Origin of the sequence: Algoriphagus sp. UBA3586, from assembly GCF_002376385.1 — a bacterium.
Classification (GTDB): Bacteria; Bacteroidota; Bacteroidia; order Cytophagales; family Cyclobacteriaceae; genus Algoriphagus; species Algoriphagus ornithinivorans.
Map to the genome: position 1 here is coordinate 45352 of NZ_DFMT01000030.1, position 15068 is coordinate 60419.

At 38.8% G+C, this 15068-nt stretch carries 8 protein-coding genes and 1 CRISPR repeat array; of the genes, 5 read left to right on the plus strand and 3 right to left on the minus strand.

The window, feature by feature from the left end; translation table 11 throughout:
• Positions 1–3: 3 nt before the first annotated feature.
• From B2906_RS10170 to B2906_RS10180, 3 genes are read right to left on the minus strand one after another with little or no spacing between them, the layout of a single operon-like run.
• Positions 4–1137: a nitrilase-related carbon-nitrogen hydrolase gene (locus tag B2906_RS10170; protein ID WP_219958520.1), complete on the minus strand. Its 1134-nt coding sequence runs from the start codon at positions 1135–1137 to the stop codon at positions 4–6.
• On the minus strand, positions 1130–2494 hold the full coding sequence (locus tag B2906_RS10175) for a flavin monoamine oxidase family protein (RefSeq protein ID WP_286939236.1): 1365 nt from the start codon (positions 2492–2494) through the stop codon (positions 1130–1132). Before B2906_RS10175 ends, B2906_RS10170 begins: the two co-directional genes overlap by 8 nt.
• A 40-nt stretch (positions 2495–2534) precedes the next feature.
• Entirely contained in the window at positions 2535–3122 is a 588-nt protein-coding gene (locus B2906_RS10180; RefSeq protein WP_219958522.1) for a TlpA family protein disulfide reductase, read from the minus strand.
• Between the two features lie 1044 nt (positions 3123–4166).
• Here B2906_RS10180 and B2906_RS10185 point away from each other — a divergent pair.
• The 5 genes from B2906_RS10185 to cas2 all read left to right on the plus strand — a co-directional run bounded on the left by B2906_RS10185 (position 4167) and on the right by cas2 (position 12937).
• Positions 4167–6410, plus strand: coding sequence for a Tex family protein (locus B2906_RS10185; protein WP_286939239.1), 2244 nt, complete (start codon positions 4167–4169; stop codon positions 6408–6410).
• 413 nt (positions 6411–6823) lie between these two features.
• Complete coding sequence (cas9, locus tag B2906_RS10190) at positions 6824–10897, plus strand: type II CRISPR RNA-guided endonuclease Cas9 (RefSeq protein WP_286939261.1); 4074 nt, start codon at positions 6824–6826, stop codon at positions 10895–10897.
• A 157-nt stretch (positions 10898–11054) separates the two neighbouring features.
• The gene (locus tag B2906_RS10195; RefSeq protein WP_286939268.1) at positions 11055–11633 is read left to right on the plus strand and encodes a transposase; all 579 of its coding nucleotides are present in this window, start codon (positions 11055–11057) and stop codon (positions 11631–11633) included.
• A gap of 67 nt (positions 11634–11700) precedes the next feature.
• Positions 11701–12597 (plus strand): type II CRISPR-associated endonuclease Cas1, encoded by an 897-nt coding sequence (cas1, locus tag B2906_RS10200; RefSeq protein ID WP_144603575.1) that lies wholly within the window; start codon positions 11701–11703, stop codon positions 12595–12597.
• A complete protein-coding gene (gene cas2, locus B2906_RS10205; RefSeq protein ID WP_144603577.1) occupies positions 12590–12937 on the plus strand; it encodes a CRISPR-associated endonuclease Cas2 in 348 nt (115 codons plus the stop codon). The genes cas1 and cas2 overlap by 8 nt, the downstream gene beginning before the upstream one ends.
• Before the next feature lie 140 nt (positions 12938–13077).
• Positions 13078–15019: a CRISPR direct-repeat array (repeat unit 46 nt; unit sequence GCTGTGATTCCTACAGGAAAGTACCAATTTGAAAGCAATTCACAAC).
• The last annotated feature ends 49 nt before the right edge of the window (positions 15020–15068 follow it).

A 15068-nucleotide genomic window follows, 5' to 3' on the forward strand; every position in this document is an offset into this window, starting at 1 on the left:
AGCTCAAAAGTTCAAGGACCAGATCCCAGCTTGTTCTGCCGCTTGTATTTCCAAGGTATCTCCTCTCAAATATGCAAGAGGTTGCCCATCTGCACCTAAGTCCCAGAGCTCTCCTTTTAGGAAGATATTTAATCCAACCAACGCCGAAGTCTGGCTGATTTTACCAGGTAAGGCATATTTTTTCCATGCTTCGCCTTCCGTCAGAAGATTAATGTCAGATTCATTGATGCTTGTAGGTGTGATGGACCCGCTATAGCCTTTCCAGGGGCTATTCATGGTGCTATCTCCAGGACAGAAGGATGGCACCAAGACTATTTCAGCTCTATTTTCAATAGTATTTAAATAAGCATCTTCATACCAACTATCGGCACACACGAGTACGGATGTTTTTCCCATAGGAAGATCAAATACAGGCAAATCTTTACTTTCTCCAGAACTTAAAAAAGGGAGTTCGGATTCAACGGGAAAGTTCTTGTAAATAGGGGAGCCCATGATATTGCCTTCCGGATCAAAAAGGAAAGAAACATTATACAAAGGACCATTGGGGTCCACGCTGAGTTTTCCGGAAATCACAGCAGGCTGAGGTAGAATAATTGAACCTGCAGTAATATAAACCTGATAATCTTTAGCAAGACTGGAAAAGGTTTCGAAATAGGTTTTTGCCATTTCCTTAGCTTTCATCCTGAAAATAGAAGCTGCTGCTTTGTCCTTTTCTTTTGTCTTGAAAAAAGCCAAAGAGAAATCAAAAATATTGCTCATGACCAAGGTGCTCATAGCCTCATTCAGGGTCTTTTTTTCAGCTAAAACATGCTTTTCTCCTTGCAAAACCAGCCAAGTGCCGATATACTCAGGATACAGAACCAAAGTGTTACTTTTTAAAAAACCTGAATCGCGGGCGATTTGTAGATACAATTCTATTTTTCTTTTAAAAATATCCGGCTGCAAATAATCGTGCTCATCCATGAAAGGTTGAATTCCTACGATATTCCTTTCTAAGGAATCGCTGGGATTGATTTCCTGAACCATGCTCAGGTAGGGCTTTGGCATTGGAGCTTGAATTTTACGTCCGGAAGAAGACCAAATCAACCAAACGAAAATCACCAATAAGAATAGACTGATGAGTAATCTTTTAATCATTGTTTAATTCCTGTAATATTTTCTCTGCCGCAGTTTCTCCTGCTCTCACGGCACCTTCTATATATCCATGCCATCGAGTAGCTGCTTCTGTGCCTGCAAAATGCAATCTTCCCTCGCTTTGGCTATAACTGTTCTGATATTTAGTCCAAGAATTGACTTCTCTAATTCCGGCGTAGCAGCCCTCAGACCATGTTTCCTCATTCATGGTGTGGTCCACATAGTTGATTTCCTGATTAGCTTCCTCTCCAAAATATTGGATAAGCTGTTTTTTCACGGCTTGTTTTCTCGAATCCTCGTCCATTTGGAAGAATTTCCGAGCCTTATTTCCAATGACAAAACCCATTAAGACGCCGTATTTGGAATCTGCCGGGGAACTGTCAAATATTGTTTGTAGGTAAAATTCAGAATCCGAAACGGCTTGGCCGGATAGATTTTTATGTCTCCAAAATGGCTTAGCAAATACCATTTGGCACTTCCCAATATATCCCATTTCATATCCTTCTAAGAGTTTTTGCTTTTGATCAGAAAGTGGAGGATTGATTCCAATTTTCTTCAAAAGAGGAGGAGGAACGGCGAAGATGATATGGCTAAATACTTGAGCTCCTTTGGAGGTGCTTAGGGTAATTTTTTCCTTTTCCTGAATGATTGATAGGACAGGGGAGTCAAATTGAATACGATCAAAAAATGGTTTGGCTATCGCTTCGGCAAGTGTTTGCATTCCTCCATGAATTCTATGCTGCTGAGCTCCGTTTTTGATGGAAATCAGGACATCGAGAGAGGTGCCGGATTTGATATAAAACAGCGCATGCAACAGAGAAAGCTCCTCGGGTTCGCAGGAGAATATGGTCTGCATTCCAACTTTCATCACTTGCAAACAAGCCTCAGTTTTTGAGTTTCTTTTCAAGAAATCCATCAGAGTTTGTCCGTCAAATTCCTGAGCTTTAGGATGGGTCCAGGGTTTTTCCAAATCTATTTTGGAGGCCATGCGCTCTAGCTTTCGCACGATCATATCCAGATTCAAAAGTGAAATGATATCCAGCTTAGGGATAGTTCCTTTGTAACTTTTGATTCTTCCATTAAGATCCAGAATACTTTGCCCTTGGTTGTAGGTTTCGAAATATGGAACTCCGTATTCCTTGCAGAGCTCGTACATCCGGGTTTGGGAAGGGCCTATCCACTGTCCGCCTAAATCCAGGTAAAGGTCCTCTTGGATTTGTTTGGTATAAACTCTTCCACCCAGTCGCTCTCTTGCCTCAAATAACCGGAAAGAAATTCCCTTTTGATGCAAAATGCGTGCGGCTGCTAGGCCTGAAAAACCAGCGCCAATAATGGCAATCTGATTGGTTGGGTGAATCATAACGGAAAATAGATAAATTTTCCGAAACTCAGATAGTTGATTATTTATTCTGGGAAATCAAGAATTCACGAAATTCCTCGGTATTAAAATTACTCATCCCTTCTTGGTAGAATACGATTTTGCCTTGAGGATTTATTACCAAGGTTGTAGGAATGGATTCACTTTGTAAGCTGCTATTGAGACCATAGCTGGCATGAGCTGTAGGGAAAACCCAACTTTTACCTTGAATAAATGCTTTACTTTTTTCAAAATCATTGTCTAAACCAATCAGAAGAAATTCCAGATTGGGTTCATCCTTTACCTTTTTGTAGAGTTCGGAGATATGCGGCATTTCAGCACGGCAAGGGCCACACCAAGAGGCCCAAAGATTAATAAAAAGAGTTTTGCCTTTGTACTTAGCTAAATTGATTTCCTTTCCTTCAAAATCCAGGAATTTACCTTGATAATCAAAGTTTTGATTTGTTAAATCTACCCGCTCAATTTTGGGTGTGATTAGGCCTGTGTAAAGTAATGCGGATTGGATTCCACCTTGAATCACCGGCAGTAAGCCCGTGAAATAAAGAAAGGCAAAAAAGGACAAAATCAGCCCCCAGGATTTAAGTTCTTTGAGAAAGGTTGATTTCGACATGGTTTAAAATATTTTAGATTTTTGATTTACGAATTACGGAATGACCACTTAGTTTATTGTTGGGAAAAATCTCGCGGCGGCGCGGCGTCGCAGCGAGCATTTTAATAACTACAGAGAGTAAGGAGGATTATTTATTTCAAATTGTTTTTCCAAATCTATCCAGGGGATTCTGATCATGTTTAAGAATTTTTGATTTACGAATTACGATTTACGAGGGACTCTAATAACTCAATAACTCAATAACTAATAACCTACTACAATTAAATAAGATAGTTGCCTCTTCTGATAGCTTCTTGGTTGCTTTAATGAGGAAATAAGGCATTTACGGTTGTAGCTTTGATGAGACCGCTTCGTTCCTCGCGGTGACGACAATATTTTTGATTTACGAATTACGATTTACGAGGGACGCTAATAACTCAATAACTCAATAACTAATAACCTACTACAATCAAATAAGATAGTTGCCTCTTCTGATAGCTTCTTGGTTGCTTTAATGAGGAAATAAGTCATTTACGGTTGTAGCTTTGATGAGACCGCTTCGTTCCTCGCGGTGACGACAATATTTCTGATTTACGAATTACGATTTACGAGGGACGCTAATAACTCAATAACTCAATAATTAATAACCTACTACAATCAAAGAAGATAGATGCCTCTTCTGATAGCTGCCTAGTTGCTTTAATGAGGAAATAAGTCATTTACGATTGTAGCTTCGATGTGACCGCTTCGTTCCTCGCGGTGACGACAATATTTCTGATTTACGAATTACGAATTACGAGGGGCACTAATAACTCAAAAACTAATAACTCAAAAACTAATAACCTACCCCCATCAAAGAAAATAGACACTTCTGCTGACTGCCTCTGACTTTTCTATCCCACAGATTAACACAGATTTCTTTCGGCTTACACACTTCTCATTTCAGCCTTTCCAAAATTACCCCCACGCTTTCAGACGCTTAGTGACAAGTCTCACGGACTTTACTTTTTTGAAAGAAAAGCAGCCTTATCTTGCAGGTTCAATCGAAAGATCTTAGCCAAAAATATGAATTACGAGATTAAAATTGCCTCCGAACTCAACATCAAATCCCATCAGGTGAAAGCCACCATGGACTTGCTGGATGAGGGAGGTACAGTTCCCTTTATTTCACGCTATAGAAAAGAAGCAACAGGAAGCCTGGATGAAGTGCAGGTAGCAGCGGTAAGAGACAGGTTGCAGCAATTACGGGATTTGGATAAGCGTAGAGAGGCGGTGCTGAAGTCCATCGAGGAACAAGGAAAGCTTAGCCCGGAACTCAAAAAGGCTGTAGAAAATGCAGAAACTATGGCTAAACTGGAGGATATCTATCTTCCTTATAAGCCCAAAAGAAGAACCAAAGCTACTATCGCCAGAGAAAAAGGTCTGGAGCCTTTGGCAGAGCGTATTTTCGAGCAAGAATCAATCGACCTAGAAGAAGAAGCCTCTCAATATATTAATGAGGAAAAAGAAGTCAAATCAGTAGAAGAAGCCCTTCAGGGAGCAAGAGATATTATTGCCGAGTGGATCAACGAAAAAGCAGATCTCAGGGAGAAAATGCGTAAGCTGTTTTTGGAAGAAGGAAATTTCACTTCCAAAGTAATCCCTGGAAAAGAAGCCGAAGCGGTTAAATACAAAGATTATTTCGACTGGACAGAACCTATTAAAACAGCTCCATCTCATAGGGTTTTGGCAATGCGTAGAGGGGAAAAAGAGCTTTTTCTAATGCTTGATTCCTGTCCGGTAGAACAAGATGCCTTGGCATTGATAGAAAGAGTAGTGATTGATTCCCAAAAAAGCAATGAATCCGTAGAACAGGTGAAACTGGCGATCAAGGATTGTTATAAGCGCTTGCTCAAGCCGAGTATGGAAACAGAAGTTCGCCTTCTGACCAAAAAGAAAGCAGATGAGGAAGCCATTCGGGTTTTTGCGGAGAATTTAAAGCAGTTGCTTTTGGGAGCTCCTTTGGGTGAAAAATCTGTGATGGCAATAGATCCTGGTTTCCGTACTGGTTGTAAATTGGTGTGCTTGGGCCCACAAGGTCAATTTTTACATTATGAAAGTATTTTTCCTCATGAGCCTCAAAAGAGAACATCGGAAGCGGGTATGACCGTCAAGGGCTTAGTGGATAAGTTTTCTATTCAGGCCATTGCCATTGGTAATGGAACAGCCGGTCGTGAAACAGAAGCATTTGTTAAATCTTTAGGACTGCCCAAGTCAGTCGTAGTTACAATGGTCAATGAAGCAGGAGCATCCATCTATTCTGCATCAGAAGTAGCAAGAGAGGAGTTTCCGGACTTAGATTTGACTGTTAGAGGTGCAGTTTCTATTGGCCGAAGATTGATGGACCCTTTGGCTGAATTGGTTAAAATCGACCCAAAGTCCATAGGAGTGGGACAGTACCAACACGATGTGGATCAAAATGCTTTGAAAAATGCACTGGATGATACGGTGATGTCTGCAGTAAACGGAGTGGGAGTGGAGGTCAATACGGCATCCAAACAACTGCTGACTTATGTTTCTGGTCTAGGTCCTGTACTAGCTCAAAATATTATTGAATTCCGAAATCAAAATGGTCCATTCAAGTCCAGAAGTCAGTTGCTAAAGGTTCCTCGCTTAGGTGAAAAGGCTTTCGAACAGGCAGCTGGTTTCTTGCGGATTTCACAGGCAAAGAATCCTTTGGATGCTTCGGCAGTGCACCCTGAGCGATATGCTTTGGTGGAAAGCATGGCGAAAGATCTGGGAGCTTCCATCGATGATCTGGTAAAGTCAGAGGACTTGCGCAATCGGATCAATTTGAAGAATTACGTTTCTGAACAAGTTGGTTTACCGACTTTGCAGGATATTTTAGCTGAATTAGCCAAGCCCGGTAGAGATCCACGGGAGAGCTTTGAAGTCTTTCAGTTTGAAGAAGGAGTAAATAGCATGGAAGATCTCCGGGTAGGAATGAAATTACCGGGTGTGGTCACGAATATTACTGCCTTTGGAGCTTTTGTAGATGTAGGAGTTCATCAAGATGGCCTTGTTCACTTAAGCCATCTGGCAGACCGCTTTGTAAAGGATCCCAATGAGATTGTGCATGTCAATCAAAAGGTGGAGGTGACAGTTTTGGAAGTAGATATCCCTCGAAAGCGAATTGGGTTGAGTATGAAATCCGATCCATTTGCAGAGCGAGGTAAGAAAATGGAAAGGAGTTCAAAACCAGTGAAAAAAGAAGAGCCCCAAGGCACGATGGCAGAAAAGTTGGCCATGCTGAAAGGAAAGTTTAGATAAGTTAGAATTGTGAAGTTTGAAATATGAAAAAGCGCGATTCCGGAAGGGGTCGCGTTTTTTTATTTTACAATTGATTATTTCACCATAGAGGATAGAGAGAAATTCATGGAGAGTAAAAGGGGGAGGGGCTAATTTTGATCAATTTTAACCAATAATTTTTCCTAGAAAAAGGAAACTCGAAAGTCAGTGTTTTAATAAAACTAATATTTGAAAAATACCCTGTTCAGGGTATTTTTTAGTTTTATTAAAACAACTATTTTTAGGAGCCAACTAATTTGAAAAAAAACGACCCCAGCTAAATAAATTAACTGAGGCCCTTTTAAATGTTTTCACAACGGAATAATCCTTATTGTGAATTGCTTCAAATTGGTGATACTAAGATAAGTTTTTAACTATAAACTTTTACAATAAAGATGAAAAAAATTTTAGGATTGGATTTGGGGACGACATCAATCGGTTGGGCATTCATTAAAGAACCTGAAAAAGGAGTTGCAGGAAGTGAAATCGTAGAAATGGGTGTCAGGATAGTACCTCTTAGCTCCGATGAGGAAAATGATTTTGCAAAAGGAAACACCATTTCAATTAATGCTGATAGGACTCTTAAAAGAGGAGCTAGAAGAAATTTGCAACGATTCAAACAAAGGAGAAATGCACTTCTTATAATCTTCAAAGAAAAGAATTTAATTCCCTCAAACTTCAACTATGCTGAGGATGGCCCATCCTCTACTTTTTCAACCTTGAAGCTAAGAGATAAAGCAGCGAAAGAAAAAATTGAAATAGAAGACTTAGTGAAAGTCCTATTACAAATCAATAAAAAAAGAGGCTATAAAAGTAGCAGAAAAGCAAAGTCTGAGGAAGATGAAGGTTCAGCTATTGATAGTATGGGAATAGCTAAGGAATTATATGAAAATGATCTAACTCCTGGACAATGGGTATATGAAGCTTTGAAAAAAGGGAGAAAGAATGTCCCTGATTTTTACAGATCTGACCTTCAGGAAGAATTCAGGAAAATTGTGAGTTCCCAATCAGCATTTTATCCTGAAATTTTGAACCCATCTTTTATTGAAGATTGGATGGGGAAGCCAAGTACTCCCACAAAGCATTTTTTTAATAAAAAGGGAGTTCAATTGGCCGAAAATAAAGGTAAGAGAGAAGAAAGAAGATTTCAAGAGTATAAATGGAGAGCCGAAGCAGTAAGCTCTCAAATTGATCTTTCAGAAATCGCTTTAATTCTTTCTCAAATTAATAATCAGATATCCAATTCCAGCGGCTACTTGGGCGCTATCAGTGATAGGAGTAAGGAGTTATACTTCAAAAACCTAACCGTTGGACAATACCTTTATCAGCAAGTTCAAAGAAATCCCCATACAAGATTAAAAGGTCAGGTTTTTTATAGACAAGATTATTTGGATGAGTTCGAAAAAATTTGGAGTGTACAATCAGAATATCACCCTCAATTAAATGATGATATTAAAAAAGAGATTAGGGATGTCACTATTTTCTTTCAGCGCCGACTTAAGTCTCAAAAGCACTTGATTAGTAACTGTGAATTTGAAGATCACCATAAGGTTGTCCCAAAATCACATCCAATTTTTCAAGAATTTAGGATATGGCAAAACCTTAACAATCTCCATTTAATTAAGAAGGAAAATTTAAATGAAAAATTTGAACTCGCTTTAGAGGGTAAAATTGCTTTGGCCAATGAATTGGCATTCAAGAGGGATTTAAGTGTAAAAGAAGCCTTGAATATTTTAGGTTTAAAGCCTAGTGAATGGGAACTCAATTTCACAAAAATAGAAGGTAACCGTACCAACCATGCTTTTTTTGAGGCGTTTACAAAAATTATAGAGCTAGAAGATGGAGAGCCGTTAGATTTCGGCAACATGAAATCTGATGATATTCTCGACCAGTTTTCTGAAGCTTTTTTGAGAATTGGTCTTGAGCCCGGATTGCTTCAAGTGAATAATGAAATTGAAGGCGCAGAATATGAAAAACAACCCTATGTGCAATTTTGGCACTTGTTGTATAGCTCAGAAGATGATCAGAAATTAAAGCAAAATTTAATTAGAAAATTTGGTTTCAAACCTGAGCATGCAAAAATATTGGCAAGTATCAGCCTGCAAGATGATCACGCTTCCTTAAGTAGTAGGGCAATTAAAAAAATATTGCCACATCTTCAGTCTGGGCTTATCTACGACAAAGCTTGTACCTATGCAGGATATAATCATTCTTCTTCATTTACAAAAGATGAAAATGAAAAGAGGGAGTTGAGAGCAGAGTTGGAATTATTAAAAAAGAATTCTTTAAGAAATCCTGTCGTAGAGAAGATCCTTAATCAGATGATTAATGTAGTAAATGCGATTTTAAAGGATTTAGAGCTAGGTAGACCTGATGAAATTAGAGTTGAGATGGCTCGTGAGCTGAAAGCAAATGCTGAGCAAAGGAAGAATATGACTTCCAATATTGCTTCAGCAACAAGAGATCATGAAAAATATAAAGAAATACTCAAAAAGGAATTTGGACTAAAAAGAGTCACTAAAAACGATTTGTTGCGTTACAAACTTTGGCTTGAAACAGATGGGATATCTCTTTATACGGGCAAGCCGATTGAGGCCAGTAAACTTTTTTCAAAGGAATATGATATCGAGCATATTATCCCCAAAGCAAGGTTGTTTGATGATTCCTACTCGAACAAGACTATTTGTGAAAGACAACTTAACGTTGACAAAGCAAATATTACGGCATTTAGTTTTCTTCAAAACAAACTATCAGCTGATGAATTTGAGCAATATCAGTCTCGAGTAAAATCTTTTTATGGAAAATTAAGTAAGGCCAAAATTCAAAAACTCCTAATGGCAAATGATAAAATCCCTGAGGATTTTATTGCTCGACAGCTTCAAGAAACCCGCTATATCAGCAAAAAAGCGAAGGAAATACTCTTTGAGATTACAAGGAGAGTAACAGTTACTACAGGAACTATTACAGATAAGCTACGGGAAGATTGGGGGCTAGTAGAGATCATGAAAGAGCTGAATTGGGAGAAATATGATAAGTTAGGTTTGACCTACACAATTGAAGGGAAACATGGTGAAAGGTTAAATAAAATCAAAGATTGGAGTAAAAGGAATGATCACCGCCACCATGCCATGGATGCACTTACGGTTGCCTTAACAAAACCAGCTTACATTCAATATCTCAATAATTTAAATGCTAAAGCCATAGATGATAAAAAAGGCTCAGAGATTTTCGCAATAGAACAAAAGTATCTTAAGAGAGAAAATGGAAAACTTTGTTTTATTCCTCCCATAGAAAATATCAGAACAGAGGCTAAAAAGCACCTTTCAAGGATTTTGGTTTCTTACAAAGCAAAAAATAAAGTTGTTACAATTAACAAGAATAAAACGAAGAAGAAAGCAGGTTTCAATGAACAGATTGCATTAACACCAAGAGGTCAGCTTCATAAGGAAACAGTTTACGGGAAGTCCTTTCACTACAGTACAAAGTTTGAGAAAATCGGTGCTTCTTTTGATGTTCAGAAAATTAATACTGTTGCCAAGAAAGAAGAAAGGGAAGCCCTTTTAAAAAGGTTAGCTGAAAATGGTAATGATCCTAAAAAGGCTTTCACCGGAAAAAATGCTTTAAGCAAAATGCCAATTTATTTGGACTTAGAAAGAAATATTAAGCTAGGGGAAAAGGTAAAAACCGTAACTCTTGAAGAAAATTACACCATAAGGAAAGAAATTGTAGGAGTAAGTCCTAATTCAAAGCAAATAGTTCCAGACTATAAATCAATAGAAAAAATTGTTGATTCAGGAGTAAAGTTAATTTTGAAAGAAAGGTTGGATCAATATAATGGTGATTCAAAACTCGCTTTTTCAAATCTTGACGAAAATCCTATTTGGCTCAACAAAGAGAAAGGTATATCAATAAAAAGAGTCAAAATCCATGGTGTCAGCACCGTAGAATCACTTCATGTGAAGAAAGATCATTTCGCTGAACCAATTTTAGATCAGGAAGGAAATGAAATACCAGTTGATTTTGTCAGTACGGGGAATAACCATCATGTTGCTATTTACGAGGATGAAAAGGGAAATCTTCAAGAGGAGGTTGTTTCGTTTTTTGAAGCTGTTATTAGAAAGAACCAAGGCTTACCAATAATCAATAAAAATCACTCTCTGGGTTGGAAGTTTTTATTTACGTTAAAGCAGAATGAATATTTCATTTTTGATTCTTATGGTTTTGATCCTGCTGATATAGACTTATTGGATGAAAGAAACTACCATTTAATTAGTCCAAATTTATTTAGGGTACAAAAAATAGGAACAAAGGATTATACATTTAGACATCACCTTGAAACAGTTTTAAATGATTCAAGCGAATTAGACTCTGTAGCTTATCTTAGACTAAGATCACCAGAAAAGCTTAAAAATATTGTTAAAGTTCGTTTAAACCATTTAGGGAAAATCATTCAGGTTGGAGAGTATTAAAAAATGGAATTAGGAAAAGCCTATAATATTTGCAACCACTCTAACTACATGGAGAAAATCTTCCGAGAAGAAGGGAATGATCGGTGCTTTCTTCAGCTCTTCCAAAGAGCTAAAACTTTGGAAGAGCTTTAATATGCTAGTCAAAAAAACTTAACCGATGGAACCAGGTCAATCCTACCATATCTACAATCACGCCAATGGAATAGAGCAAATCTTTCAAGATGAGGAAAATTATAGATTCTTTTTAAAGCAATACGCAAAGTATTTGGGTGGAGTGGTAGATACTTATGCTTATTGTTTGATGCCTAACCATTTTCATTTACTAGTTGGCGTGAAGCTGGAGGACGAATTGAAGTCAACTTTTCCAAAGTTCGAAACTTTGGAAAAGTTAATCTCTAAGCAATTTGCTAACTTCTTTAGTTCTTACACTCAGTCTTTTAATAAAGTATATAGCAGAAGAGGAAGTTTATTTATTAAGAACTTTAAAAGAACCCCCATTCTCGACGAGCGCCAATGGCAAGAGACTTTCCTTTATATCCACCTCAACCCAGTGAAGCATGGCTTTGTCAAAGTTCATCAGGATTGGAAGTGGTCAAGTTGGCATGCATACCAAGATCTCAATAAGCCTTCAAATTTAGAAAGAGATTATTTCACTAATTTCTTTGATGGTTGGGGTCATGTGCGGAATATGATGGAAGTGAAAAATGAATGGTTGATGAATAAAAGTTTGGAATAGTAGATCGGAAAACTTTTCTAAAGTTCTAAAAATTTAGAAAAGTTAACTCTCCGTAAACCTTATAAACATGATCAAAAGAACTCTATTTTTCGGAAATCCCGCCTATCTCAGTACCAAAAACGAACAATTACATATTTCATTTCCTGAAACCGAAAAGGAAGCCCGTATGGTTCCTATCGAAGACCTGGGAATGATAGTGTTGGAGAACCAGCAAGTCACCATAACCCATGGCCTGATTGCCAAGCTCACAGAGAAAAAAGTGGCCATTATCACGTGTAATAGTCAACACCTTCCGGAAGGCCTACTTCTTCCAATGCACGGTCATTCCGAACAAACCGAACGGATTCGCTTCCAAATCCAAGCTTCTCAGCCTCTCAAGAAAAACCTCTGGCAACAGACAGTCACAGCTAAAATCCAAAACCAAGCAGCACATCTCAAAGAAAAAGGAAAAGATTCACCGCGTCTTTATTATTTAGCCAAGAATGTAAGCTCTGGTGACAGCGGGAATCATGAAGCCCAAGCTGCTGCCATTTATTGGCAAAACTTATTTGATATCCCTGATTTTAATCGAGCACAGGCAGGAATTCCTCCCAATAATCTGCTCAACTATGGATATGCAATCTTAAGGGCTGTGATTGCCCGTGCATTGGTTTCTTCAGGCATGTTTCCGGGTTTGGGAATTTGGCACCGGAATAAATACAATGCTTACTGCTTAGCAGATGATATCATGGAGCCATATCGGCCCTACGTGGATTTAGTGGTTAGCCATTTGGTAGAGACGGAAGATGATATTTCAGAATTGACCACTTCCATCAAAAAGGAATTGCTGAGTATCCCCGCATTGGATGTGCGAATCGATGGGCAAAAAAGTCCGCTGATGGTGGCTGCTTCAAGAACGACTTCCTCTTTGTTTGAGTGTTTTGCTGGAATCAGTCGAAAAATTATTTACCCTGAATATGGATGAAAAATATTTTTCAAGACTTAATCAGTATAGGAGTTTGTGGGTTTTAGTTTTTTTTGATTTGCCTACGGAAACCCGTAAGGATAGGAAAGTTGCTACTTCTTTCCGGAAAAAGTTGTTGGACGATGGTTTTGCCATGTTTCAGTTTTCGATTTATATGCGCTTCTGTGCCAGTAGGGAAAATGCCGATGTGCATATCAAGCGAACTAAGAAAAACCTACCTCCCAAGGGGAAAGTAGGAATCATGTCAATTACGGATAAGCAGTTTGGGATGATGGAGGTGTTTTTTGGGACAAGTAAGCAAGAGACAGAACCACCTACTCAGCAATTAGAGTTATTTTAAATTGAAGCTTTTCCAAAGTTCTAAACTTTGGAAAAGATAAAACCTACCTATTTCCACTGTATACTCTTCAGTTCCAATAAATTTTTTAATCCTAAAATAGCACATAAAAAACAGCATACCAGCCACTTAGCGTGGGGTATGCTGTGATTCCTACAGGAAAGTACCAATTTGAAAGCAATTCACAACCGCCTGGCGCGACTACGGCGAGGTCATCGTGCTGTGATTCCTACAGGAAAGTACCAATTTGAAAGCAATTCACAACGAAATCCAAGGAAGAAAAAGAAGCTGAGGCGCTGTGATTCCTACAGGAAAGTACCAATTTGAAAGCAATTCACAACGACTGGATCCGAGGCAGATCACCCAGCGGGGCTGTGATTCCTACAGGAAAGTACCAATTTGAAAGCAATTCACAACTCTTGGTAGGAAGTATCTGGTTTTGGTATAGCTGTGATTCCTACAGGAAAGTACCAATTTGAAAGCAATTCACAACTCTTCGCTTTTCTTTGCCTCTTCTGATTCTGCTGTGATTCCTACAGGAAAGTACCAATTTGAAAGCAATTCACAACTTTCCAATGTGGCAAATAACCTAGGGAATGGCTGTGATTCCTACAGGAAAGTACCAATTTGAAAGCAATTCACAACTAGCCACTTGAGTGATCTCCAGTCCACTTTGCTGTGATTCCTACAGGAAAGTACCAATTTGAAAGCAATTCACAACCTCTGGAAGATGATATCTCCGGAGTGGATGGCTGTGATTCCTACAGGAAAGTACCAATTTGAAAGCAATTCACAACCCCCATGGCCGCGCACGCCCATGTCGGCCTGCTGTGATTCCTACAGGAAAGTACCAATTTGAAAGCAATTCACAACTCCAGGATCACCTGATTGTCTACATCTTTGCTGTGATTCCTACAGGAAAGTACCAATTTGAAAGCAATTCACAACGTCATCTTCAAAGAATTCCCCACTCACTGCTGTGATTCCTACAGGAAAGTACCAATTTGAAAGCAATTCACAACGCTTGCTTTGTGCCGTCGCCGCGAAAGCGAGCTGTGATTCCTACAGGAAAGTACCAATTTGAAAGCAATTCACAACAAGCTGTGCAAAGCTTCTACGCCCGCTTCTGCTGTGATTCCTACAGGAAAGTACCAATTTGAAAGCAATTCACAACTTCGTAAGCATAGAAGTTTATACTAACTTTGCTGTGATTCCTACAGGAAAGTACCAATTTGAAAGCAATTCACAACCGGATTTTGCCATCAGATGGCCGAAGCGGTGCTGTGATTCCTACAGGAAAGTACCAATTTGAAAGCAATTCACAACTCGCTGTCCTCGGTGATCTCGTCTTCGAGGCTGTGATTCCTACAGGAAAGTACCAATTTGAAAGCAATTCACAACGTCCAAGTCTGAAGACTTGAACCAGGTGTTGCTGTGATTCCTACAGGAAAGTACCAATTTGAAAGCAATTCACAACACTCTCTGGTATTCGATGTACCGGAATTTGGCTGTGATTCCTACAGGAAAGTACCAATTTGAAAGCAATTCACAACCGTATCTGTCAATGTTATTTGAGATAGTGTGCTGTGATTCCTACAGGAAAGTACCAATTTGAAAGCAATTCACAACTTTTGGACATAATTACTAAACAATCAAATGGCTGTGATTCCTACAGGAAAGTACCAATTTGAAAGCAATTCACAACGTTTAGGGGTCTTTTCAGATTGCTTCTCTCGCTGTGATTCCTACAGGAAAGTACCAATTTGAAAGCAATTCACAACTCTTGTGTATCGCTCAAAATACTGCTTACTGCTGTGATTCCTACAGGAAAGTACCAATTTGAAAGCAATTCACAACTCATGGCTCGGTTTAGCTTTGCGATCGTTTGCTGTGATTCCTACAGGAAAGTACCAATTTGAAAGCAATTCACAACAGGCCTTCTAGCTCTTTTAGGCTTCTTGGTGCTGTGATTCCTACAGGAAAGTACCAATTTGAAAGCAATTCACAACGTTACTTTGCCTATGTTAGCATTTTGCCAGGCTGTGATTCCTACAGGAAAGTACCAATTTGAAAGCAATTCACAACCCGACTCAGACATGAAACAGGGTATTGTTTGCTGTGATTCCTACAGGAA

What these genes read in the sequence shown, in the direction of transcription:
- cas2 (WP_144603577.1), top strand. Translation starts at nt 12,590, where the DNA reads ATGGATGAAAAATATTTTTCAAGACTTAATCAGTATAGGAGTTTGTGG.
- B2906_RS10195 (WP_286939268.1), top strand. Translation starts at nt 11,055, where the DNA reads ATGGAACCAGGTCAATCCTACCATATCTACAATCACGCCAATGGAATA.
- B2906_RS10175 (WP_286939236.1), bottom strand. Translation starts at nt 2,494, where the DNA reads ATGATTCACCCAACCAATCAGATTGCCATTATTGGCGCTGGTTTTTCA.
- cas1 (WP_144603575.1), top strand. Translation starts at nt 11,701, where the DNA reads ATGATCAAAAGAACTCTATTTTTCGGAAATCCCGCCTATCTCAGTACC.
- B2906_RS10185 (WP_286939239.1), top strand. Translation starts at nt 4,167, where the DNA reads ATGAATTACGAGATTAAAATTGCCTCCGAACTCAACATCAAATCCCAT.
- B2906_RS10170 (WP_219958520.1), bottom strand. Translation starts at nt 1,137, where the DNA reads ATGATTAAAAGATTACTCATCAGTCTATTCTTATTGGTGATTTTCGTT.
- cas9 (WP_286939261.1), top strand. Translation starts at nt 6,824, where the DNA reads ATGAAAAAAATTTTAGGATTGGATTTGGGGACGACATCAATCGGTTGG.
- B2906_RS10180 (WP_219958522.1), bottom strand. Translation starts at nt 3,122, where the DNA reads ATGTCGAAATCAACCTTTCTCAAAGAACTTAAATCCTGGGGGCTGATT.